The organism is Pseudomonas cerasi (assembly GCF_900074915.1).
Taxonomy (GTDB): Bacteria; Pseudomonadota; Gammaproteobacteria; order Pseudomonadales; family Pseudomonadaceae; genus Aquipseudomonas; species Aquipseudomonas cerasi.
On sequence record NZ_LT222319.1, the window covers coordinates 2,538,819 to 2,559,701 of the forward strand.

Annotated in this window: 19 protein-coding genes and 2 riboswitches; of the genes, 10 read left to right on the plus strand and 9 right to left on the minus strand. The window is 61.9% G+C overall.

The features are described from left to right. Positions 1–252: 252 nt before the first annotated feature. The gene (locus PCPL58_RS14010; RefSeq protein ID WP_004413813.1) at positions 253–720 is read right to left on the minus strand and encodes an Lrp/AsnC family transcriptional regulator; all 468 of its coding nucleotides are present in this window, start codon (positions 718–720) and stop codon (positions 253–255) included. Between the two features lie 172 nt (positions 721–892). On the opposite strand from PCPL58_RS14010, the gene PCPL58_RS14015 reads away from it, so the two are divergent. Next, positions 893–4,375, plus strand: coding sequence for an indolepyruvate ferredoxin oxidoreductase family protein (locus tag PCPL58_RS14015; RefSeq protein WP_065351051.1), 3,483 nt, complete (start codon positions 893–895; stop codon positions 4,373–4,375). Between the two features lie 87 nt (positions 4,376–4,462). Here the strand turns inward: PCPL58_RS14015 and cobM are convergent, their stop codons facing one another. The 4 genes from cobM to PCPL58_RS14035 are packed head-to-tail and all read right to left on the minus strand — an operon-like array spanning position 4,463 to position 6,587. Then, positions 4,463–5,212 (minus strand): precorrin-4 C(11)-methyltransferase, encoded by a 750-nt coding sequence (cobM, locus tag PCPL58_RS14020; RefSeq protein ID WP_065349677.1) that lies wholly within the window; start codon positions 5,210–5,212, stop codon positions 4,463–4,465. A 32-nt stretch (positions 5,213–5,244) separates the two neighbouring features. Beyond that, positions 5,245–5,694, minus strand: coding sequence for a cobalamin biosynthesis protein (locus tag PCPL58_RS14025; protein WP_065349678.1), 450 nt, complete (start codon positions 5,692–5,694; stop codon positions 5,245–5,247). Next, positions 5,672–6,394: a CbtA family protein gene (locus PCPL58_RS14030; protein ID WP_065349679.1), complete on the minus strand. Its 723-nt coding sequence runs from the start codon at positions 6,392–6,394 to the stop codon at positions 5,672–5,674. Before PCPL58_RS14030 ends, PCPL58_RS14025 begins: the two co-directional genes overlap by 23 nt. A gap of 10 nt (positions 6,395–6,404) precedes the next feature. Continuing rightward, complete coding sequence (locus tag PCPL58_RS14035; protein WP_003342053.1) at positions 6,405–6,587, minus strand: CbtB domain-containing protein; 183 nt, start codon at positions 6,585–6,587, stop codon at positions 6,405–6,407. Positions 6,588–6,686: 99 nt separating this feature from the next. Further along, positions 6,687–6,901, minus strand: a riboswitch (cobalamin riboswitch). A gap of 58 nt (positions 6,902–6,959) precedes the next feature. Beyond that, a riboswitch (cobalamin riboswitch) is annotated at positions 6,960–7,181 on the plus strand. A 119-nt stretch (positions 7,182–7,300) separates the two neighbouring features. Here PCPL58_RS14035 and cobW point away from each other — a divergent pair. From cobW to PCPL58_RS14055, 4 genes are read left to right on the plus strand one after another with little or no spacing between them, the layout of a single operon-like run. Continuing rightward, entirely contained in the window at positions 7,301–8,365 is a 1,065-nt protein-coding gene (cobW, locus tag PCPL58_RS14040) for a cobalamin biosynthesis protein CobW (protein ID WP_011268157.1), read from the plus strand. A gap of 3 nt (positions 8,366–8,368) precedes the next feature. Continuing rightward, the gene (gene cobN / locus PCPL58_RS14045) at positions 8,369–12,133 is read left to right on the plus strand and encodes a cobaltochelatase subunit CobN (protein WP_065349680.1); all 3,765 of its coding nucleotides are present in this window, start codon (positions 8,369–8,371) and stop codon (positions 12,131–12,133) included. Further along, entirely contained in the window at positions 12,133–13,167 is a 1,035-nt protein-coding gene (locus PCPL58_RS14050; protein ID WP_083188392.1) for an ATP-binding protein, read from the plus strand. The genes cobN and PCPL58_RS14050 overlap by 1 nt, the downstream gene beginning before the upstream one ends. Before the next feature lie 53 nt (positions 13,168–13,220). Next, a complete protein-coding gene (locus PCPL58_RS14055; RefSeq protein WP_065351053.1) occupies positions 13,221–13,832 on the plus strand; it encodes a vWA domain-containing protein in 612 nt (203 codons plus the stop codon). 158 nt (positions 13,833–13,990) lie between these two features. Here PCPL58_RS14055 and PCPL58_RS14060 read toward each other — a convergent pair whose 3' ends face one another. Then, a complete protein-coding gene (locus PCPL58_RS14060) occupies positions 13,991–14,257 on the minus strand; it encodes a hypothetical protein (RefSeq protein WP_003315350.1) in 267 nt (88 codons plus the stop codon). Positions 14,258–14,585: 328 nt separating this feature from the next. Between PCPL58_RS14060 and PCPL58_RS14065 the strand changes: the two genes are divergently transcribed. After that, positions 14,586–15,911, plus strand: coding sequence for a sigma-54 dependent transcriptional regulator (locus PCPL58_RS14065; protein WP_065349681.1), 1,326 nt, complete (start codon positions 14,586–14,588; stop codon positions 15,909–15,911). Here PCPL58_RS14065 and PCPL58_RS14070 read toward each other — a convergent pair. Both PCPL58_RS14070 and pnuC read right to left on the minus strand, forming a co-directional pair. Beyond that, entirely contained in the window at positions 15,888–16,433 is a 546-nt protein-coding gene (locus PCPL58_RS14070) for an AAA family ATPase (RefSeq protein ID WP_065349682.1), read from the minus strand. The genes PCPL58_RS14065 and PCPL58_RS14070 overlap by 24 nt on opposite strands. Further along, positions 16,430–16,993 (minus strand): nicotinamide riboside transporter PnuC, encoded by a 564-nt coding sequence (gene pnuC, locus PCPL58_RS14075; RefSeq protein WP_065349683.1) that lies wholly within the window; start codon positions 16,991–16,993, stop codon positions 16,430–16,432. Before pnuC ends, PCPL58_RS14070 begins: the two co-directional genes overlap by 4 nt. Before the next feature lie 251 nt (positions 16,994–17,244). Here pnuC and PCPL58_RS14080 point away from each other — a divergent pair, with 251 nt between their 5' ends. Next, positions 17,245–18,075: an undecaprenyl-diphosphate phosphatase gene (locus PCPL58_RS14080; protein ID WP_004413791.1), complete on the plus strand. Its 831-nt coding sequence runs from the start codon at positions 17,245–17,247 to the stop codon at positions 18,073–18,075. Continuing rightward, a complete protein-coding gene (locus tag PCPL58_RS14085; protein WP_032609763.1) occupies positions 18,072–18,506 on the plus strand; it encodes a DUF1294 domain-containing protein in 435 nt (144 codons plus the stop codon). Before PCPL58_RS14080 ends, PCPL58_RS14085 begins: the two co-directional genes overlap by 4 nt. Here PCPL58_RS14085 and PCPL58_RS14090 read toward each other — a convergent pair. Next, positions 18,501–18,869 carry an MmcQ/YjbR family DNA-binding protein gene (locus tag PCPL58_RS14090; protein WP_065349684.1) on the minus strand — a complete coding sequence of 123 codons (369 nt, stop codon included), beginning with the start codon at positions 18,867–18,869 and terminating at the stop codon, positions 18,501–18,503. The two genes, PCPL58_RS14085 and PCPL58_RS14090, sit on opposite strands and share 6 nt — an antisense overlap. A gap of 126 nt (positions 18,870–18,995) precedes the next feature. On the opposite strand from PCPL58_RS14090, the gene pcaD reads away from it, so the two are divergent. Together pcaD and PCPL58_RS14100 are read left to right on the plus strand one after the other, a co-directional pair. Then, complete coding sequence (gene pcaD / locus PCPL58_RS14095; RefSeq protein WP_065349685.1) at positions 18,996–19,787, plus strand: 3-oxoadipate enol-lactonase; 792 nt, start codon at positions 18,996–18,998, stop codon at positions 19,785–19,787. 80 nt (positions 19,788–19,867) lie between these two features. Continuing rightward, positions 19,868–20,827, plus strand: a complete 960-nt coding sequence (locus tag PCPL58_RS14100) for a LysR family transcriptional regulator (RefSeq protein WP_003364502.1) — start codon at positions 19,868–19,870, stop codon at positions 20,825–20,827. Positions 20,828–20,883: the final 56 nt, after the last annotated feature.

A 20,883-nucleotide genomic window follows, 5' to 3' on the forward strand; every position in this document is an offset into this window, starting at 1 on the left:
GCGAAACCATAAAGAAAGAACCAAAAAAAGACCCGGCAAAAAGCCGGGTCAAAAACCGTGATTAGCCTGATGAGGAGATAATCAGGAAGCCGACCTAAGACTTCCCGGTTATCCAGCGAGTCTAGTGACCCGCTGATGTAATAATAATCATTATCATTTGCAAGTCAAATGTTTTTATTGCCCTCATTGATACCGATAATCCGCCAGCGCTCGCTCGGCGGATTTTCTTTTCTGGCTTCTCCCCGATATCGCCTAGTCCAGCGGCAGCTCCGTGGTGCGCTTCACCGTGCTCATGGCAATGTTTGAATGGGCTTCGTGGACGTGGGGCAATTGCAGCAAATGATCGCGCAGAAAGCGCTCGTAGCTGGCGATGTCCTGAGCGACCACCTTGAGCATGAAATCCATCCCCCCGGCCATCGTGTAGCACTCCAGCACCTCGGGGTGGCCGATGATCGCCTCCTCGAACTCCGCCAGATAGCGACGGCCATGGCCTGACAGCTTGACCTCGACAAACACCGTCATGCTCAGTCCCAGCTTCTGGGTGCTTAGCAGGGCGACCGTGCGTTCGATCACCCCGTCTTCCTGAAGGCGGTGAATGCGCCTCCAGCAGGGCGATTGCGACAGCTCGACGCGTTCGGCGATTTCCGCTGCCGACAGGCTGGCGTCATGTTGCAGCAGACGAAGAATCCTGCGATCGATAGGGCTCAATTTTGGCTGCATGAATTGACCTTGTTTTTTGTTCTGGCCGAAAAAAGCATGCTGAATATCAGCAGATTTGCGCGCATTTAGAAAGAAAAAGCCTCTTTGCTGCTGGCAGTCTAGTTGCAAGGCTGCCGGGCAGGACCGTCCCGGTGCAAATGACCTGACTTATAAGAACAAGAGAGGTATGCGCATGTCCCTGGCTGATATTCGTCTGGATGATAAATACCGGCTTGCCACCGGCAATCTGTACCTGACCGGCACACAGGCCCTGACCCGCCTGCCGATGCTGCAAAAGCAGCGCGATGAGGCGCAGGGCCTGAACACTGCCGGGTTCATCTCTGGCTACCGCGGTTCGCCGCTGGGTAATCTGGACAAGAGCCTTTGGGACGCCAAGGACTACCTGCAACAAAACGCCATCCATTTTCAGCCGGGCATCAACGAAGAACTGGCCGCCACGGCGGTCTGGGGCAGTCAACAGGTCAACCTGTTCCCGCATGGCAAGTACGATGGCGTGTTCGCCCTCTGGTACGGCAAGGGGCCGGGCGTAGATCGTTGCGGTGATGTGTTCAAGCACGGCAACTCGGCCGGTGTTGCGGCCAATGGCGGTGTGCTGATCCTGGCGGGCGACGACCACGGCTGCAAATCATCGACCATCGCTCACCAGAGTGAGCACGCGTTCATCGCCTCGATGATCCCCGTGCTCAACCCCAGTAATGTCCAGGAGATTCTCGACTACGGCATCATTGGCTGGGAGCTGTCGCGCTACAGCGGTTGCTGGGTGGCGATGAAGACCATTGCCGAGAACGTCGACTCTTCCGCGGTGGTCGAGGTCGATCCATTGCGGATCAAAACCCGTATCCCTGACGACTTCGACATACCCGAAGGCGGTTTGCACATCCGCTGGCCGGACCCGCCGCTGGCTCAGGAGGCCCGACTCAATACCTACAAGATCTACGCCGCCAGGGCCTTCGCGCGCGCCAACCAGTTGAACAAGGTGGTGATCGATTCTGCGCAACCCCGGCTGGGCATCATCACCACCGGCAAGTCCTATCTGGACGTGCGGCAGGCCCTCGAAGAGCTGGGTATCGATCATGAGCTGTGCGAGAAGGTCGGGATTCGCGTGCTCAAGGTCGGCATGAGCTGGCCGCTGGAACCGGTGTCGGTGCACGATTTTGCCGAAGGGCTGGACGAAATTCTGGTGGTCGAGGAAAAACGCAGTGTCATTGAAGACCAGTTGACCGGTCAGCTCTACAACTGGCCTGTTGAACGGCGGCCAGTGGTGGTCGGCGAGTTCGATGAGCAGGGCCGTTCACTGCTGCCGAACCTCAGTGAGCTGACCCCGGCGATGATTGCCAGGGTGATCGCCAAACGCCTCGCGCCGTTCTACAGCAGCCCGCAGATCGACGCGCGCCTGCAGTTTCTCAGCGACAAGGAGCAAGCGTTGCAGGCGCCGCTGTTCACCACCCAGCGCACCCCGCATTTCTGCTCCGGCTGCCCGCATAACACCTCGACACGGGTTCCGGAGGGCAGTCGCGCCCTGGCCGGGATCGGCTGCCATTACATGACCATCTGGATGGATCGCGAAACCGATACGTTCACCCAGATGGGCGGCGAGGGCGTGACCTGGATCGGTCAGGCACCGTTCACCGAAACTCCGCACGTTTTCCAGAACCTGGGCGACGGTACCTATTTTCACTCGGGGCACCTGGCGCTGCGTGCGGCAGTGGCCTCCAAGGTCAACATTACTTACAAGATTCTCTACAACGATGCGGTGGCCATGACCGGTGGCCAGCCGATCGACGGCGTGCTGCGCGTCGATCAACTGAGCCGTCAGGTGTTCAACGAAGGCGTGCTGCGCATCGCGCTGGTTTCCGACGAGCCGGACAAGTACCCGAGTCGTGAGGACTTCGCGCCGATTACCACCTTTCATCACCGGCGCGACCTGGACAGCGTGCAGCGCGAGTTACGCGAGTTCAAAGGCGTGTCGGTCATCATCTACGACCAGACCTGCGCCACCGAAAAGCGCCGCCGTCGCAAACGCGGCACCATGCCTGACCTGGAAAAGCGCGCGTTGATCAACCCGGCGGTGTGCGAAGGCTGCGGCGATTGTGGGGTGAAATCCGGATGCCTGTCTGTGCTGCCCAAGGAAACGGCACAGGGGCGCAAGCGCGAAATCGATCAGAGCGCCTGCAATAAGGATTTCAGTTGCGTCGAGGGTTTCTGCCCAAGCTTCGTTACGGTGCATGGCGGCAAACTGCGCAAGCCTGTGTTGCCCAAGCAGGTCGAGGCGTTCGCGCGTCTGCCAGAACCAACACTGCCGTCGCTCGACAGGCCGTTCAATATTCTCCTGCCGGGTGTCGGCGGCACAGGGGTGACCACCGTCGGCGCGATGCTGGGCTACGCCGCGAATCTGGAAGGCAAGGGCTGCAGCGTGCTTGATCAGGCGGGTCTGGCACAGAAATTCGGTCCGGTGGTCAGCCATATCCGCATTGCCGCGCGCCAGGAGGATCTGTTCGCCGTGCGTATCGCCGCCGGTGAAGCGCACCTGCTGCTCGGCTGTGACTTGCTGGTGGCTGCCGGCCCGGATGCGATCGCCAAGCTCGACAGCAAGATTTCCCATGCGGTGGTCAACAGCCAGCAAACACCGACCGCCGAGTTTACGCGCAATCCGGATGCCGTGTTCCCGGCCGAGGCCATGAAGCAGACCATCATCGAGGCGGTCGGCGCGGCGAAGACCCACTTTGTCGAAGCCACCTCGCTGGCCACCCGATTGATGGGCGACAGCATCGCCAGCAACCTGTTCATGCTCGGCTATGCGTTCCAGCTGGGCCTGATTCCATTGACCTCGGCGGCCATCGAGAAGGCCATCGAACTCAACGGCGTTGCGGTCAACCTGAATCAGCAGGCGTTTCTCTGGGGCCGCCGTACCGCGCATGATCCCGCCGCCGTGGAGGCCTTCGTCAATCCGCAAGACAAGGTCAGCGAGCCGCAACCGATGGACCTTGATCAGCGTATCCAGAGCAACGTCGATGCCTTGAAGCAGTATCAGAACGCGGCTTACGCCAAGCGCTATCTGGCGTTGGTGCAACGCGTACGCGACAGCGAATCGCGGGCGTTCCCCGGTCAGCAGCTGACGCTGACCGAGGCTGTGGCGTTCAATTACTTCAAATTGCTGGCGTACAAGGACGAATACGAAGTGGCGCGGCTGTACAGCAACGGCGAGTTTACCCGCCAGTTGCAGGCGCAGTTCGAAGGTGACTATCGACTGGAGTTTCATCTGGCACCGTCGTGGCTGGCCAAGCGCGACCCGCACACGGGCCTGCCACGCAAACGCAGCTTTGGCCCGTGGATGCTGCGCGCTTTCGATGTGCTGGCGGCGTTCAAATTTCTCCGTGGTACGGCGCTCGATCCGTTCGGTCGCAGCCTTGAGCGTCAGCAGGAGAGGGCGCTGATTGATCGCTATGTCAGCGATGTCGAACTGATCCTGCAGCACCTTCAGGCGCAGAATCGCCACACCGCCTTGAGTCTGGCACGCCTGCCGGAACGCATTCGCGGCTATGGCTACATCAAGGAAAGCGCCATGAAAGCAGCTGCCGTGCAGGCCGATATTCTGCGCAAGAGCCTGGAAAGCGGCGAAGTGGCTGCGCCGAAGCTGTATGAGGCGGCTGCCTGAGGAGGGCAATACCAATCAGCGTGCCAGCTCAGCGTTGGCACGCTTTTCATTACGCGATGCGATCGTCGTGCTGCGTAGAGGTACTGACTACACCGGCCTGAACAGGTGGGCATGCCCGGCGCGGTACAGCGAGGACTCGCTGAAGGTGTCATCGGCAAGCACACGTCCGACCAGAATCAGCGCTGTACGGCGAAAGCCCTTGGCCTGTACCTTTTGCTGAATATCCGCCAGCGTGCCAACGGCCCAGTCCTGATCCGGCCAGCTGGCGCGGTGCACCACGGCAATCGGGCAGTCGGCGCCGTAATGTGGCACGAGCTCTTCGACGATCCGCTGCAGGTTGTTCACCCCCAGATGAATCGCCATCGTTGCCCGATGGCTGGCCAGACTGGCCAGTTCCTCGCCGCTGGGCATTGAGGTCTTGTCGGCATAGCGGGTCAGAATCACGCTTTGCGAAACGTCCGGCAGGGTCAGCTCGACGCCCAGCAATGCAGCGCAGGCAGCGGTCGCGGTCACCCCCGGAATGATTTCGAACGGAATGCCCAGTTCGCGCAGATGGCGGATCTGCTCACCGATAGCGCCATACAGGCTCGGGTCTCCGGAGTGCACGCGTGCGACATCCTGGCCCTGTGCGTGTGCGCGCTTGATCAGCTCGATGATCTGCTCCAGATGCAGCTCGGCGCTGTTGGTCACCTGCACGGCCTGATGACCTTCCAGCACAGCGAGGGGGACCAGCGAGCCTGCGTAGATAATGACCGGGCAGTTGCGAATCAGGCGTTGTCCCTTGACGGTGATCAGCTCCGGATCGCCAGGGCCTGCGCCGATGAAATAGACAGTCAATGAATTCTCCGGGGTGAATGAGCGCGGGGAGATTATCCGCTGTGCGCAGGGCTGATTGCCAAGGCAAATGTGGCCTGCGCGCTTTTCTGCCGTTCTATCAGCAGCGCGGCCGTACCGTCTCCCAGTTGCGCCGCCAGTGCCAGGGCCGAGCCTTCGGCGACGCCATGACAGCCAGTGCTCTGGAAGACCTGCGCAGAGCGGTGCGTGAGGTGCAGTTCCCACGCTACCAGTTGCGCGGCGTTGAAGCATACCAGTGGCACTGCCAGTTGCTCGGCCAGCTCAAGCAGACCGGGCTCGGTTTGTTTCAGGTCGATGGACGCCAGCGCGGTCACCCGGGCAATGTCCAGCTCAAGTGCCTGCAGGCTTTGCTCGAGCAGATCGCGCAACAGCGCAGCCGAGCAGCCGCGCCGACAGCCCAGCCCGGCGACCAGAGGTGCGCCGGGTTGAAGGGTAACTGGATCAGGCCTGATGCAGGTCGACATGGTCGGCGTGCACATCGTTTTTGCGGAACAGCCAGGCACTGATCAATCCCAGAGCGACCCAGAACAGCGCGTTGGTCAGCAGAGAGGCCATCATGAACTGCGATTCCAGAGCCTCGGGAGCCAGGCTTTGATGGACCAGCGGCTGTGGCGCGCCAAGCACATGCGGGACCAGCAGAATCGCCACACCCAGTGCTTTGAGCAGCCAGTTCTGGCCGAACACCAGCAAGGCCAGCCCGACGGCAGTCGACGCAGCAGCGCCGAGCCACCATAGCTGACGCTGACTCAACTCGGCGGCGGCCGTGCCTGGCAGTTCGGGTGGCAGGCCAAGGGTCGGGGCCAGCACGAACACGGCAAAACCGGCCAGCCCCCACCATGCGCCTTGCACGGTGCGACCCGGTGCCCGCAGGGTGTAAAGCCCGGCAAGCATCAGCGCAAAGCCCACCGCGACCACCAGGTTGCCGCCGGTGGTGGACAGCACACGCTGCCAACCGTTTTCGGGCTCCCAGGCCGCTTCTTCATGGGCATGGCTGTGTTCGGCCAACGCGCCGTCCGCGTGCTGATGCAGTTGCTCGGCAGGCGCGTTTTCGTAGGTCTCGGCCTGCTGGATCAGCGGCACCACCCACAGGCTTTGCAGCAGGGTCAGCAGCAGGGCGGCGAGCAGGCCGGTGAAACCTGCGGTGTAGGCGATTCGCTTGAACATTGTGTGGCCCTCAATGGCAAGGAAAGGCAGCGCTGTGACGGGTGTCGTGTGCCGCGTTGTGCACGGCCGCGATGTGCGAGAAACCGGCGAAGTACACCAGGCAGGCGCCGAGAAGCGCAGCGCTGATGGCGGCTGTCAGGCGTTGAGTGCGTGTGGAGCTGGGCGCGGCGGCGTGGCTGCTGATGGTCGACATGGCGTTCCCTCTTGTTGGTAATCGGCAAGTGGGCCACGCGCAAAAGAACCTGCCGGCAGATGCCGGAGGTTTCAACTGCGCCCGCCCACCGCGGGTTTGTCATTGCAAGCATATCGGGCCGGTCTCCGGGCTCGCGAGGGGCCAGGACGTCAGTGCGTCAAAGCCTGCAAGGTCACCTTCCCATGCCAGCGGCACAGTGGATCAGACCTACTCTCGCTTACCGTTGCGGGGGCAGCACCGGACTTGCTCGACAACGCGAGCGCACCGGTTTCCCGTTTCACCCCGTGAGGGGCACCCGAAACAAGGCGCACAGGAGAGCATGGGCGGCGGGGCAGCGTCAATCTGAACGATTGACCTGTCTGCAGTCACTGCGTAGCCTTGCTGACTCGAGGTTCTCCCCGGGTAAAACATCACCCAGTGGAGCTAAGACGGGAATGCGGTACAAGCCGCAGCTGCCCCCGCAACTGTAAACGGTCATGTTCATTTCACAGCCACTGCTGCGGCGGGAAGGCGCGATGAATGCGTGTCGGCGTTTCTCACTGCCTGCCGCACGCCGCCGTGAGCCAGGAGACCTGCCTCGAACGGGCCGCACATGCTGCGGCCCTGGAGAATTCTCACTACAACCGGGCGGGGTGATCCGGTGGCGATCCGATCTGCGTGTCATGCATGCGGTTCTCGTCCTGTTTGCCCGCCGCATTGCCAAAGGGCACCTGATGAAAACACTGGCCAAGCTTCCCGTCACCATCGTCACCGGCTTCCTCGGCTCGGGCAAGACCACCCTGTTGCGGCACATGCTCGACAACGCCGAAGGGCGGCGCATTGCGGTCATCGTCAATGAGTTCGGCGAGCTGGGCATCGACGGAGAAATCCTCAAGCAGTGCACGATCGGCTGCACCGAAGAAGAAGCCAACGGCCGGGTGTACGAACTGGCCAACGGCTGCCTGTGCTGCACCGTGCAGGAAGAGTTCTTCCCGGTCATGCGCGAACTGGTCGCGCGCCGTGGTGATCTGGACCATATCCTGATCGAAACCTCGGGGCTGGCGCTGCCCAAGCCGCTGGTCCAGGCTTTTCAATGGCCGGAAATCCGCAACGCCTGCACGGTCGATGCGGTGATTACGGTGGTCGACAGCCCGGCGGTACTGGCTGGTACTTTCGCTGCCTTCCCTGATCAGGTCGATGCGCAGCGCAAACTTGATCCCAACCTGGACCACGAGTCGCCCCTGCACGAACTGTTTGCCGATCAACTGGCCAGCGCTGATCTGGTGATCCTCAACAAGGCCGACATGATCGACGCCGAAGGTCTGGCGACGGTGCGTGCCGAAGTTGCCGAAGAGTTGCCGCCTGCCGTCAAGGTGATCGAAGCCAGCAGTGGTCGCCTGCCGATCAGCGTGTTGCTGGGTGTCGGTGCCGAGTCGGAACTGCATATCGATGCGCGCAAGACCCATCATGATCACCACGACGATGACGATCATGATGACCACGATCACGACGCGTTCGATTCGATATCCCTGAAACTGCCGCAAGCTGACGAGAAAGTCCTGCTCGATGCACTGAATCAGTTGGTGGTGCAGCACGGCATTCTTCGTGTGAAGGGCTTCGCGGCCATTCCCGGCAAGCCGATGCGCCTGCTGATTCAAGGTGTCGGGACGCGTTTCGACAAGCACTTCGACCGCGCCTGGCGGGCCGATGAAGAGCGTGCCACACACTTGGTGCTGATTGGTCAGGAGCTGGATGCCGCAGCCCTGCAAGCGCAACTCAACGCTGCGATTGCCGGCTGACCCATGCATTTACTGAGAACCCAGCCCGGCGGTTTCGTACCTGACGACAATATTGCCGATCTGGGCCAGACCCCGGCCGAGCTGGTGATTCTCTGCAGCGCCGACTCCAGCCTGGCGCTGCTGGCCGAGGCTGCCCGGCAGCTCCCCGAAGACTACCCCAGCCTGCGTCTGGCCAACCCGATGCAGGTCCAGAATCACGCCTCTGTCGACCTGTACGTCGATGAAGTGCTGCGTCACGCAAAGGTCATCCTGATTTCTCTGCACGGCGGTATTGGCTACTGGCGCTACGGCGTCGAGCGGCTGATGGAGCTCGCGGTACGCGGCGTTCAGGTCATTCTGGTGCCGGGTGATGACCGCCCTGATCCAGAGCTGAGTGATTTGAGCACCGTGCCTGCCGTAGAGCGCGACCGACTCTGGCAGTTTTTGCGTCAGGGCGGCCTGCAAAACGCGCTGCAACTGTACAACTGCATGGCCAGTCGCTGGCTGGACCGCGATTATTCCTGGGTCGAGCCCGCGCCGTTGCCGCGCACGGCGATCTACCATCCGCGTTTGGCAAGCGCGCAGCTTGCCGATTGGCAGGCAGACTGGCTTGCCGAGCAGCCGGTGGTAGCGCTGCTGTTCTATCGCTCGCACCTGCAGGCCGCCAATACCGGTTTCATCGATGAGTTCTGTGTGCGCTTGCAGGCGCAAGGCATCAACCCGCTGCCCATAGCCGTGGCCAGCCTCAAGGAGCCCGGCTGTTTCACTCAGGTGGAGGACTGGCTGGATGAGGCTGAAACCGAGCTGATCCTCAATACCACCGGTTTTGCCCAGTCGAGTCCGGAAGCGCCGCATCTGCGGCCGTTTCGGCGCAACGTGCCGGTCATTCAGGCCATCTGCGCGCAGGACAACGAGCCTGCCTGGCAGGCCAGCGAACAGGGCCTTGGCGCCCGTGATCTGGCGATGCACATTGCTTTGCCGGAGCTGGACGGACGGATCATCAGCCGGCCGATCAGCTTCAAGGACCTGGCCTGGCGCAGTGAGCGCAGCCAGTCGGACGTGGTCTGCTACCGCGCCCAGCCGGACCGGATGGATTTCGTCGCGCAACTGGCGCGGCGCTGGATCGAGCTTGCGCGCCTGCCCAATGGCGAAAAGCGCGTGGCGCTGATCCTCGCCAACTACCCGACTCGCGACGGGCGGATCGGCAATGGTGTGGGGCTCGATACGCCTGCTGCGGCGCTGAATATCCTGCGCGCCATGCAGGCAGAGGGCTATCCGCTGGCGCCGTTGCCGGACACTGGCACTGAACTGATCCAGCAACTGCTGGGCGGCGTGACCAATGATCTGGACAGTATCGACCAACGCCCGTGTCACCAGAGCATGGCGCTGGAGGAATACCTGGCGGCGTTCAACGAACTGCCGCAGGAAAATCGCGACGCGGTGAACGCCCGTTGGGGCACGCCGGACACCGATCCGATGTTTCGCAGCGGCCGGATGATGATCGCCGGGCTGCGCTTTGGCCTCACCTTCATCGGGATTCAACCGGCGCGGGGTTATCAGGTCGACCCGAGTGCGGTGTATCACGACCCGGATCTGGTTCCACCTCATGGCTATCTGGCGTTCTACTTCTGGCTACGCAAGGCCTACGGCGCGCATGCGGTGGTGCATGTCGGCAAGCACGGCAACCTCGAATGGCTGCCCGGCAAGGGTGTGGGGTTGTCGCGAACCTGCTGGCCGGACGCGGTGCTGGGCGCCATGCCGAACATCTATCCGTTCATCGTCAACGATCCGGGCGAGGGCGCACAGGCCAAGCGGCGCACTCAGGCGGTCATCATCGATCACTTGATGCCGCCGCTGACCCGCGCGGAGACCTACGGTCCGTTACGCAATCTGGAACTGCTCGCCGACGAATTTTACGAAGCGCAATTGCTCGATCCGCGCCGCGCGCGCGAGCTGCAGCGTGACATTCTCGAGCTGGTCCGTGAAACCCATATCGACCGCGAACTGGCGCTTGGCGAGAACCTCGACAGCGATGCCGACGCGGCGCTCTGGCTGCCACGGCTGGACACTTACCTGTGTGACCTGAAGGAATCGCAGATTCGCGATGGTCTGCATATCTTCGGTCAATCGCCGCAAGGTCGTCTGCGCATCGATACCTTGCTGGCCCTGCTGCGTATTCCGCGTGGTGACGGGCGTGGCGCGCAGTCCAGTCTGTTGCGTGCGTTGAGCAAGGCGTTCGAGCTGGACTTCGACCCGCTGAACTGCGAATTGGCCGAACCCTGGACCGGCCCGCGTCCCGCTGCATTGCAGGCCCTGAGCAGCGATCCCTGGCGCAGTGCCGGCGATGCTCGCGAGCGGCTGGAGCTTTACGCCGCCATCCTTATCGAACGCGTCATCCAGGGCGAAGCGTTGACTGACTTGCCTGCACACGATGATCTGGCCCAGATCCTCGACAGCCTGCGTGACGTCGTCGCGCCGCGTCTGGATGCCTGCGGCCCCGGCGAAATGCAGGGCATGCTTGATGCCCTGAGTGGTCGTTTCGTGCCGGCAGGTCCCAGCGGCGCGCCGAGCCGGGGGCGTCTGGATGTGCTGCCCACCGGCCGCAACTTTTTTACCGTGGATGTGCGCAACCTGCCGACCACCACGGCCTGGCGAATCGGCTTCCAGTCCGCCAATCTGCTGCTGGAACGACACCTCCAGGACCATGGCGACCACCTGCGCCAGTTGGGCCTCTCGGTGTGGGGCACGGCGACCATGCGTACCGGCGGTGACGACATCGCTCAGGCCATGGCGCTGATGGGCGTGCGTCCGGTGTGGGCGACGGGCAGTCAGCGGGTCGATGACTTCGAGATTCTGCCGATCAGCCTGCTCGACCGCCCACGAGTGGACGTGACACTGCGGGTCTCCGGCTTTTTCCGCGACGCGTTCGCCAACCTCATCAAGCTGTTCGACGCTGCGGTGCAGGCCGTCGCGGCGCTTGACGAGCCCGACGACCTTAACCCGCTGGCGGCCAGGGTCCGTGAAGAACGGCAGGGCTTCATCGCAGAAGGTCTGAATGAAGACGAAGCGGCGCGTCAGGCTGGCTGGCGGATATTTGGTGCCAAACCCGGTGCCTATGGCGCTGGCGTGCAGGGTGCTATCGATGGCCGCCTGTGGCAGAGCCGCGATGACCTTGCCGAGGTTTACCTGAACTGGGGCGGTTACGCCTATGGCGCTGCCGATGAAGGTACGCCCGCACGCCAGCGCTTTGCCCAGCGGCTTTCTCAGGTGCAGGCGGTGCTGCAGAATCAGGACAATCGCGAACACGATCTGCTCGACTCAAACGACTACTACCAGTTTCAGGGCGGCATGCTCGCCGCTTCGGAAAGCCTCAGCGGGCAGAAGACCGCCAGTTACCACGGCGATCACAGCCAGCCCGACCTGCCGAAAATCCGTACCCTCAAGGAAGAGCTGAACCGGGTGATACGTTCGCGCGCAGCGAATCCGAAATGGATCGAAGGGGCCAAGCGCCACGGTTACAAGGGGGCGTTCGAGATGGCCGCGACCGTGGATTTCCTGTTCGCGTTCGATGCGACCACCGAGCTGATCGATGATCACCAGTACGCGCTGCTCGCCGACGCCTATCTGCTGGACCCGGCGACTCGCGATTTCATCGCTCAGCACAACCCTGATGCCTTGCGCGACATGACCGAGCGCATGCTCGAAGCCCAGCAGCGCGGCCTCTGGCAGGAGCCTGGCGAGTATCAGCAGGCGCTGGAAGACCTGCTCCTGGACATAGAAGAGAACTGATGACCGTGTCTGATTCAACGATGAGTGAAACTCCACATTTTCCGTTGGCCGCTGTGGTCGGTGCTGATGACCTGAAACTGGCGTTATGCCTGACTGCCATCGACCCGCGCATCGGCGGCGTGTTGATCGAAGGGCCGCGGGGCATGGCCAAATCGACGCTGGCCCGCGGGCTGGCCGATGTGCTGGCCAGCGGTCAGTTCGTCACCTTGCCGCTGGGTGCTACCGAAGAGCGTCTGGTCGGCACGCTGGACCTTGACGCCGCGCTGAGCGAGGGTCGCGCGCGCTTCTCTCCGGGCGTGCTGGCCAAGGCCGACGGCGGCGTGCTGTATGTCGATGAGGTCAACCTGCTTGCCGACCATCTGGTCGACCTGCTGCTGGACGTCGCGGCCAGCGGCGTCAACCTGGTCGAGCGCGACGGTATCTCCCATCGTCATGCTGCGCGTTTCGTGCTGATCGGTACCATGAACCCCGAAGAAGGTGAATTGCGCCCGCAGTTGCTGGACCGCTTTGGCCTCAATGTGGCGCTGAGCGGTCATACACTGCCTGCCGAGCGCAGCCAGATCATCCGTCGCCGTCTGGATTTCGACACCGATCCGCAGGGCTTCTGCCAGCAGTGGCAAGCGCAGCAGGATGCCTTGAAGCTGCGCTGTGAACAGGCCCGTCAGCTATTGTCGAGCATCGAACTGGATGACCAGTCGCTGGCAATGATCACCGAGCGTTGCTTTGCCGCAGGTGTCGACGGCATGCGTGCCGATCTGGTCTGGCTGCGGGCTGCGCGTGCTCATGCGGCGTGGCGGGGTGCCGGGCACATTGAAGAGCAGGACATCGAAGCGGTTGCCGAATTTGCCTTGCGTCACCGGCGTCGCGAGCCCTCACCACCGCCGCAGAGTTCCGAGGCGCCGCCACCGCCTCCGGGCTCGTCCAGCAAACAGGCCGAGCCTGATAGCGGGCAGGGCAGTTGGGGGGAGTTGCCCGCCCAGGCCGTCACGACCGGGTCACGCCGCGAAGTGCCGAGCTGGCCAAAAAAGCCCTAGGCATCCGTCCCCGCGCCACACAGGGGGCGGATGCCATTCCCCGTCCCGGTCGACTGGCCTGCGGCAGGCAGGGCGTTGTGCGTGTCGGTGCTGATGGCCCGGTGCAATGGCTACCGACCTTTCTGCGCGGTCAGCCGAAGAGCCACAAGGATCTGGTTCGCCAGCCGCGTAGCAGCCGGCCCAGCGAGTTATTGCTGGTGATTGTCGATGCTTCGGCGTCTACCCGCCGCCATCAGGCGTTGAGTCAGGCCAAGGGCCTGCTGTCGCAGATGTTCGACGATGCCTATCGACGCCGCGCGCGGCTGGCCTTGCTGACCGCCAGCGGCACTGCGCCACGCTGGCAACATCAGGGGCTGAAGGCCTCATCGGCGTTGACACCCTGGCTGGATGCACTGGGGGCTGGCGGTGGTACGCCGTTGCCGGAAGCGCTGCAACAGGCAGCTGAATGGCTGGGTCAACGGCAAAAACGCTATCCGGCCGAACAGCAGCGGGTTCTGGTGCTGACCGATGGCCGGATCAAGTCGTTACCGGCACTCCCTGCGTTCGACTGCGCCAGCTTGCTGATCGATATCGAGAAAGGCCCGATCCGCCTGGGAAGGGCGCGGGAACTGGCATCGAGTCTGGGGGCTGAGTACCGGCACATCGATGAGTTGAAGCGGGTCTGAGGGTGGGGAACCCCTCAGGCCCGGCTCTCTTGCTGATGCTCTGCGGGGGTGGCGCGCGCAGAGCATGGCACTGAAAACACACCTCTGTGGGCGCGGCAAGGGCGGCGATCCCACAGGGTTTTCCATTACGCCAAGCGGGGAGCCCGCTCAGTCAGCCATCAAGCCGGCATGGTCCACGGCTCAAGGTCGTAGCCTTCGTTGCTGATTTCTGCACGGGCCTGTTCCAGAGCGCTGGCCAGTTGGCGCTTGTCGGAATAGGTGCTGCTCGGGATCTGCTTGCGACCGATACGGTTGCTGGTGCGGTCGATCACCGTCAGGCTCAGTTCGCCGTTACCGTCCTGTGGTGCCCAGGCAACACACTGGAAGGGTTCAAAAGCGTGTCCAGCGATCAGAAGTGCATCGTTGAAGCGCAGTGGGGCGTTCATGGTCGTTTCCTCAAGTGCCCATATCAATTCAGTCTCGGCGGCGGGCTGACCGTCCGGCTGGTTACTTGTGTTGATGAACGACAAGGGGGCATGAGTCACACCGTTCATTGAAAATATTTGCGAATTATTTTTGATGGGGCACGTGGAAGGCTGCCTGTTGCCGCGAGAACCGGGCAGGTAGCGCACTAATGACAGCAGGTTATGAGCGTTAGACCCAAACGGTACAACGCTGCGTCAAATACTTGCTAGGGTGATGAGTGGGCTCGCCAACAGACTGTTTATAAAAAGCTTTTCAAATCTTCCATACGCCGGGCGCCAAGGAAACCTCATGCATGGATCGGCCCCAACACGACGTCTGTTAATGCTCGACGGCGGTGACGACTGTCATCCATTGATCCCCGTTCTGGTCGAGTCCGGATGGACGGTGCAGGAAAGCCCATCGGGTTCGGCAATCATTGCTGATTGTGATGTAGGCCTGATTCACCTGACCCCCGATCATTTTGAACACTTGCCCAGGCTCGAGGCGCTGTTCATTAACAGCCCGGTGCGCTGGATTGCAGTGCTGGCAGCCAGTGATTTGCGTCGCGAGAAAATCGGTGATTTCGTCTGCCGCTGGTTTTTCGACTTTCATACGCTGCCTTTCGACGCGGATCGGCTGCATGCCTCGCTGGACAGAGCGTTTACGGCCGGGCGGCCGCAATTGAAGGGCTCGCCTTCGCAATTCAGCGTGGAACCCGAGTGGCTCGGCGACAGTCGGCCTGTCCGTGAATTGCGCAGGCTGCTGAGCAAACTGGCGCCCACCGATTCGCCGGTATTGATCAGGGGCGAACGGGGCACGGGCAAGGAACTGATCGCGCGCAGCCTGCATGTTCAGTCCTTGCGACGCGACAAACCCTTTATCGTGGTCGATTGCGCAGCGTCTGACGGGCAGTCGATTCACGCCGTGCTGTTCGGTCATGAGGACGGCGGGTTTGACGATGCTCAGGAGCGTAGGGTCGGGTTGCTTGAAGCCGCAGACGGCGGCACGCTGTTGCTCGACGAGGTCGGTGAGCTGCCGCTGGATACCCAGGCGAGCCTGCTGCGCTTTCTCGAAGACCGGCAGATCGAGCGCGCGGACGGTAGCGAACCGATTGCAGTGGATGTGCGGGTGCTGGCCGCGACCCGCGAGGATCTTGAAACGGCGGTGCGCAAAAAGCGCTTTCGCGAGGACCTGTATTACCAGCTCAATGTGCTGCAGGTCGGGGTAGCGCCATTGCGCGAGCGTCATGGCGATCTGGCGTTGCTGGCCAACCATTTCGCCCATTTGTACAGTCAGGAAACCGGCAGGCGGGCGCGCAGTTTCAGTCAGGATGCTTTGGTTGCGCTGGGCAAGCACGATTGGCCGGGCAATGTGCGCGAGCTGGCCGGTCGCGTTCGGCGCGGGCTGGTGCTGGCCGAAGGCAGGCAGATAGAAGCGGCAAATCTCGGCCTGCTGGGTGAGGAGGACAGTGTTGGCAGCATGGGGACGCTGGAGGATTATAAGTCGCGGGCCGAGCGTCAGGCGTTGTGTGACGTGTTGACGCGCCACAGTGACAATTTGAGTGTGGCGGCCAGAGTGCTGGGTATTTCGCGGCCGACGTTTTACCGGCTGTTACACAAGCACCAGATCCGCTGAATCGCCCAGCAACTGCGAGACAGCGGTCAGCGCCTGTACGCGGCGCTGCTCCCAGTTACCGCCCACTACCCGGTAAGCTTGCCGGTGGTGTTCCAGCCATTCCCGGCTGGCGTCGAAAAAGGCTTGGCGTTCACACAATTGCGGCTGGCAGCGCTGGCCGTCGCTGATCCAGTCAACGCCTTCAGGCGACAGCAGCAGATGCAGGTCATAGGTACGCCTCAGCAGTTGCTGTTCGATCCACGCAGGGCAGTCGCCGAACAGCGTGCGGCTCCAGAGCATGTTGCTCAACAGGTGCGTGTCGAGTATCAGCAAGTCTGGCTCGGCGCCGCGCGCGGCGTCCTCCCAGGCCAGTTGGCCCTGGGCGATGGCCGGAATATCGGCGTAAACGGTATCGCGGCCCTGCTGATCGATGAACTGCCGGACATATTCGCCGACCAGCAGGCCGCCGAACCTGTGTTGTATTTCCGCCGACAGCCAGCTCTTGCCGCTCGACTCGGGGCCGGTGAGAACCAGAACTTTCATCGCGCCAGCGCCAGATCGTTGCGCCACTCGCGCCAGCCCTGTACCGCCAGCAGGGTGAACAAGCCATACAGCGCAGCCGTCAGGTACAACTCTTTGTAGATGAACAAGCCGACGAAAATCACATCGAGCAGGATCCACAGCGGCCAGCACTGAACGCGTTTTTGCGCCATCCAGACCTGCGCCACCAGACTGAACCCGGTCAGGGCGGCGTCCAGCCAGGGCTGTGCCGCATCGGTGAAATGCGCCATGCCTGCCCCCAGTGCGACGCTGACAAGTGCGCCGACCGCCAGCCCCTTGAGCACCGAACTGTTCTGCAAGGTGGTCACGGCTTTGACCGGCAGGCCGTCAACGTGCCGCGTCCATTGCAGCCAGCCATAGACCTGCAGGCCTGCGTAGATGACCTGCAGGAGCATGTCCGAATACAGCTTTACGTCGAAGAATATCCAGATGTAGATCACCACCATGACCAGGCCGATTGGCCAGCACCAGGGATTCTGCTTCACTGTCAGCCAGACCGCGATAACGCCGATGGCGGCAGCGAAGAGTTCAAGCCCGGACATGGCGGCTCCTTGGTGAGGGTAGTGAGGGGCGGGGCCGGCGATTGTATGCGCTTCTGCGCGCTGCGTGCAGCTTGTGTTGCGCCAGACCTTACGTCAGCAGGCTTTGTGCGTGCAGGTCTGCTAGCATTCCGCGCCTTGCATTTGCGCGAGTTTCTTCAAGCTTCGTTCAGGCATGTGGCGGCATAGTGGCAAGCATTTTTTACACGACAACATTAAACAGCGAGCCTGCGGCATCGCTTCATGGGGGAATGATGGATCTTTGGACCGCTGCTCAGGCGTTGATATTGGGTGTTGTAGAAGGGCTGACGGAGTTCCTGCCGATCTCCAGTACCGGGCACCAGATCATCGTCGCCGACCTGATCGATTTTGGCGGCGAACGTGCCATGGCCTTCAACATCATCATTCAGTTGGGGGCGATTCTGGCGGTGGTCTGGGAGTTTCGGCGCAAGATCCTCGACGTGGTCGTTGGGTTGCCGAAACAGCAACAGGCGCAGCGTTTCACCCTCAACCTGCTGATCGCCTTCATGCCGGCCGTGGTGCTGGGCGTGATTTTCGCCGATACCATCCACCACTACCTGTTCAATGCCATTACCGTGGCCACGGCACTGGTCGTTGGCGGGGTGATCATGCTTTGGGCCGAGCGCCGCGAACACACCGTGCGCACCGAAACCGTCGATGACATGAGCTGGAGCGATGCGCTCAAGGTAGGCTTGGTACAGTGCCTGGCGATGATTCCCGGCACCTCGCGTTCGGGTTCGACGATCATTGGTGGCCTGCTGTTCGGCCTGTCCCGCAAGGCGGCGACCGAATTCTCGTTCTTCCTGGCCATGCCGACGATGGTCGGTGCCGCAGTGTATTCGGGCTACAAGTACCGTGACATGTTTCGCCCTGACGACTTCGCGGTGTTTGCCATCGGCTTCATCACCTCGTTCATCTTCGCGATGATCGCAGTGCGCGGTTTGCTCAAGTTCATCGCCACTCACAGTTATGCGGTGTTCGCCTGGTATCGCATCGCTTTCGGCCTGCTGATCCTGGCGACCTGGCAGTTTGGCTGGATCGACTGGGCATCGGCCAAGGCATGACGGCGAGCCGCGGGTCGTCACGGCCAGCCAGCCTTGGCAGGCCGCCGGTCCGGCAATTGCGCTTGAAGATTCTGGTGCTGTTGCTGCTATGTGCGTTGCCAGTCTACGGCTCGGCATCGCTATGGCTGAGGCAGGTCACGCCGATCCCGGCGCTGGTCCTGATCGTCATGAGCCTGCTGGCGTTCGTGCTTTACCGGCATGACAAGCGACAGGCCGGCAGTGCTGGCCAGCGCACCCCGGAGAACGTCCTGCATGGTGTCGAGCTGCTCGGCGGCTGGCCCGGCGCGCTGCTCGCGCAACAGGTGTTCCGGCACAAGACCCGCAAGGTGTCTTTTCAGGTCGTATTCTGGCTGATCGTGCTGGTGCATCAGGCGTTGTGGATTGACTGGCTGTTTTTGGGGAAGCGGCTTGTGCAACTGTTGCCGTTATAGCGTCAGGCCGATCTGTTGCCGTTTCGGCAGCCTGCCGACCACCAACTGGTGCGAGCGGGTCAGTAGGTCGCGCAACTCATCGGCGCTCAGCGTCTGCAGGTCTGCCACGCTGATCCAGTGCGCACGCGCCAGGTAGGGCGCAGGTTGTATGCCGGGGCGATCCACGTAACCCAGAAACAACTCTGGGTGGACCTTGAACGCGAGGTCCTCGCCGACCAGATCCATGACCGCGAACATTTTCTTTTCGGCGACGGAAAAAACCCGTACGCCGCCCCACTTGTAGTCTTCACGCGCGCCCGGCAGGTCGAGGCAGAATCTGGCGATGTCTTCCTTGTGCAGGGTCTTTTGCGGGCTCTTTGGCATGGATTCTCTCTGGGGGCGGACGGCGCACGGTAAGCTGTTCGATAGCCGCACGGATATTCGATCAGCGGATTGTATGCTGCCGCGACACTCATTAGTGTGCAGCTTTGCCTTTATCCGGAGTCTCAAATGTCTGCCGTGCAACTTGCTGATGGTCAACTGAACAACCTGCTCGAAGGCCCGGCGGGCGCGCCGGTGCTGGTCTTGTCCAATTCCCTGGGCACTGATCTGCACATGTGGGACAACCAGGTGCCTGCATTCACCCGTCACTTTCAGGTATTGCGTTACGACACCCGCGGTCATGGCAAATCGCTGGTCAGCGAGGGCAGTTACAGCATCGAGCAAAACGCTCGCGATGTGTTGGCGCTGCTTTACGCGCTGGACATCGACAAGGCTTTTTTCTGCGGCCTGTCCATGGGCGGGCTGATCGGCCAATGGCTGGCAATCAATGCGCCGCAGCGCCTGCACAAGGTCGTGCTGTGCAATACGGCCGCCAAAATCGGCAATCCCGATGTCTGGAACCCTCGCATCGAAACCGTTCTGCGTGACGGCCAGTCAGCCATGATCGCGTTGCGCGATGCCTCGATTGCGCGCTGGTTCACACCTTCCTTCGCGGTCGCCGAACCTGCTGCGGTCGACACGGTTGTCGGCATGCTGGCACGCACCTCGCCACAGGGTTACGCGGCCAATTGCGCGGCCGTGCGCGATGCGGATTTCCGTGAACAGATCGCTTCCATCGAGCTACCGGTGCTGGTGGTCTGTGGCACGGAGGATGCTGTAACGACCCCGGCGGACGGGCGTTTCATGGTCGAACGGATTCAGGGCTCGCAGATCATCGAGCTGCACGCGGCCCACCTGTCCAGTGTCGAGGCGGGTGAGGCATTCACTGTGCCGGTACTGGCATTTCTGACTGCCGAATAGCCGGGCGCGGTCCTAAGTCCCGGTCTTGAGACACGGGGCACGGCGTTGCATACTCCCGGCTCTGAAAACGAGGTGGCCGGGTGTTTGATCTCAACGATCTGTTTTATTTCGTCCAGGTGGTCGAGTGCCTGGGCTTTGCGCCGGCAAGCCGCAAGCTGGGGATCCCCAAGTCCAAACTCAGCCGGCGCATTGCCGGGCTTGAGGAGCGCCTGGGTGTTCGGCTGATCCACCGCTCGACCCGCACCTTCGCGGTGACCGAAAGCGGGCGTGACTATTACGCGCACTGCGTGGCCATGCTGGTCGAGGCCGAGGCTGCCGAAGAGGCCATCCTGCGTTCCAAATCCGAACCGCAGGGCAGGGTGGTGATCAGTTGTCCTCCGGCGTTGGCAGCGATGGGCTTCAACGAGACCATCGCCCGCTTTGCGGCCGAGCACCCCAAGGTTCAGATCCAGGTCGAAAGTACCAACCGACGCGTCGACCCGCTGACCGAGAACATCGACATTGCGCTGCGTGTGCGCTTTCCACCACTGGAGGACGACGGCCTGGTGGTCAAGAAGCTCGGGCACAGCGCTCAGCGTCTGGTGGCACGCGCGGACCTGGCGGCCAGGCTGTCGGCAACGCCTTCTCTAGAGGCGCTGTCGACACTGCCCAGCCTCGATATGCCCTCTTCGAATCACGAGCATCGCTGGTTGCTGGAGACGCAGCCCGGCCACTATGCCGAAATACGCCACACGCCGCGGCTCATCAGCTCGGACCTGGACATGATGCTGCAGGCCGCCTTGCAGGGAGTCGGCGTGGCACAGCTTCCCGAGCTGATTGTCAGGGAAGCCTTGCAGGACGGACGCCTGGTAGAGCTGTTCAGCGAGCATCGACCCAAGTGCGGCATCGTGCATGCTGTGTTCGCCTCGCGCCGTGGCCTGCTTCCCGCCGTCAGGGGCCTGCTGGATGCGTTCGAGACCTCGTTCAAAGAACTGAGCCTCAGTCCGGACTCACTCTATTGTTCTCTTAATAGAACGAACAGTCGCATTCAAGACCACTAATCATCTATTGCGATCAAGGATAGGATGCTCGCCACTTCATCGCTCAGTGGCGATTT

What these genes read in the sequence shown, in the direction of transcription:
- PCPL58_RS14025 (WP_065349678.1), bottom strand. Translation starts at nt 5,694, where the DNA reads ATGTCGACCTGCATCAGGCCTGATCCAGTTACCCTTCAACCCGGCGCA.
- PCPL58_RS14035 (WP_003342053.1), bottom strand. Translation starts at nt 6,587, where the DNA reads ATGTCGACCATCAGCAGCCACGCCGCCGCGCCCAGCTCCACACGCACT.
- PCPL58_RS14080 (WP_004413791.1), top strand. Translation starts at nt 17,245, where the DNA reads ATGGATCTTTGGACCGCTGCTCAGGCGTTGATATTGGGTGTTGTAGAA.
- PCPL58_RS14065 (WP_065349681.1), top strand. Translation starts at nt 14,586, where the DNA reads ATGCATGGATCGGCCCCAACACGACGTCTGTTAATGCTCGACGGCGGT.
- PCPL58_RS14015 (WP_065351051.1), top strand. Translation starts at nt 893, where the DNA reads ATGTCCCTGGCTGATATTCGTCTGGATGATAAATACCGGCTTGCCACC.
- PCPL58_RS14090 (WP_065349684.1), bottom strand. Translation starts at nt 18,869, where the DNA reads ATGCCAAAGAGCCCGCAAAAGACCCTGCACAAGGAAGACATCGCCAGA.
- PCPL58_RS14085 (WP_032609763.1), top strand. Translation starts at nt 18,072, where the DNA reads ATGACGGCGAGCCGCGGGTCGTCACGGCCAGCCAGCCTTGGCAGGCCG.
- cobN (WP_065349680.1), top strand. Translation starts at nt 8,369, where the DNA reads ATGCATTTACTGAGAACCCAGCCCGGCGGTTTCGTACCTGACGACAAT.
- PCPL58_RS14010 (WP_004413813.1), bottom strand. Translation starts at nt 720, where the DNA reads ATGCAGCCAAAATTGAGCCCTATCGATCGCAGGATTCTTCGTCTGCTG.
- PCPL58_RS14070 (WP_065349682.1), bottom strand. Translation starts at nt 16,433, where the DNA reads ATGAAAGTTCTGGTTCTCACCGGCCCCGAGTCGAGCGGCAAGAGCTGG.
- PCPL58_RS14060 (WP_003315350.1), bottom strand. Translation starts at nt 14,257, where the DNA reads ATGAACGCCCCACTGCGCTTCAACGATGCACTTCTGATCGCTGGACAC.
- pnuC (WP_065349683.1), bottom strand. Translation starts at nt 16,993, where the DNA reads ATGTCCGGGCTTGAACTCTTCGCTGCCGCCATCGGCGTTATCGCGGTC.
- PCPL58_RS14050 (WP_083188392.1), top strand. Translation starts at nt 12,133, where the DNA reads ATGACCGTGTCTGATTCAACGATGAGTGAAACTCCACATTTTCCGTTG.
- PCPL58_RS14030 (WP_065349679.1), bottom strand. Translation starts at nt 6,394, where the DNA reads ATGTTCAAGCGAATCGCCTACACCGCAGGTTTCACCGGCCTGCTCGCC.
- pcaD (WP_065349685.1), top strand. Translation starts at nt 18,996, where the DNA reads ATGTCTGCCGTGCAACTTGCTGATGGTCAACTGAACAACCTGCTCGAA.
- cobW (WP_011268157.1), top strand. Translation starts at nt 7,301, where the DNA reads ATGAAAACACTGGCCAAGCTTCCCGTCACCATCGTCACCGGCTTCCTC.